This is a genomic window from Lentiprolixibacter aurantiacus, from assembly GCF_026241225.1.
GTDB classification, from domain to species: Bacteria; Bacteroidota; Bacteroidia; order Flavobacteriales; family Flavobacteriaceae; genus Lentiprolixibacter; species Lentiprolixibacter aurantiacus.
On sequence record NZ_JAPFQP010000007.1, the window covers coordinates 1 to 1055 of the forward strand.

Sequence of the window (1055 nt, forward strand, 5' to 3'; positions counted from 1 at the left end):
ACATTGGCCGACAACGGCAATGGCACCTATACCTATACGGATGAGACGGGAGCTACCCAGATTATCGACACCAATGCCAGCGCTAACCCATACGACAATACCACAAGCGGACTTACTGCAACCAATGTACAGGATGCGATCGATGAGATCAACGCAGCTGCCGGAACGGTTTCCCTGGTAGACAATACTGATGGTACCTACACCTTTACCGATGCCGGTGGAAATGTAACGACCATTACCGATACCTCGATCTCAACATTGGCCGACAACGGCAATGGCACCTATACCTATACCGATGAGACGGGAGCTACCCAGATTATCGACACCAATGCCAGCGCCAATCCATACGACAATACCACAAGCGGGCTTACTGCTACCAATGTGCAGGATGCGATCGATGAGATCAACGCTGCTGCAGGCACAGTATCCCTGGTAGACAATACTGATGGTACCTACACCTTTACCGATGCCGGTGGAAACGTAACGACCATTACCGATACCTCAATCTCAACATTGGCCGACAACGGCAATGGCACCTATACCTATACCGATGAGACGGGAGCTACCCAGATTATCGACACCAATGCCAGCGCCAATCCATACGACAATACCACAAGCGGGCTTACTGCTACCAATGTGCAGGATGCGATCGATGAGATCAACGCTGCTGCAGGCACAGTATCCCTGGTAGACAATACTGATGGTACCTACACCTTTACCGATGCCGGTGGAAATGTAACGACCATTACCGATACCTCAATCTCTACATTGGCCGACAACGGCAATGGCACCTATACCTATACGGATGAGACAGGAGCTACCCAGATTATCGACACCAATGCCAGCGCCAATCCATACGACAATACCACAAGCGGGCTTACTGCTACCAATGTACAGGATGCGATCGATGAGATCAACGCAGCTGCCGGAACGGTTTCCCTGGTAGACAATACTGATGGTACCTACACCTTTACCGATGCCGGTGGAAACGTAACGACCATTACCGATACCTCAATCTCTACATTGGCCGACAACGGCAATGGCACCTATACCTA

Annotated in this window: 1 pseudogene; it reads left to right on the forward strand. The window is 50.7% G+C overall.

What is annotated here, in order from left to right:
* Nucleotides 1-1055: pseudogene (locus tag OO016_RS14395) on the forward strand (hypothetical protein); the annotation flags it as partial.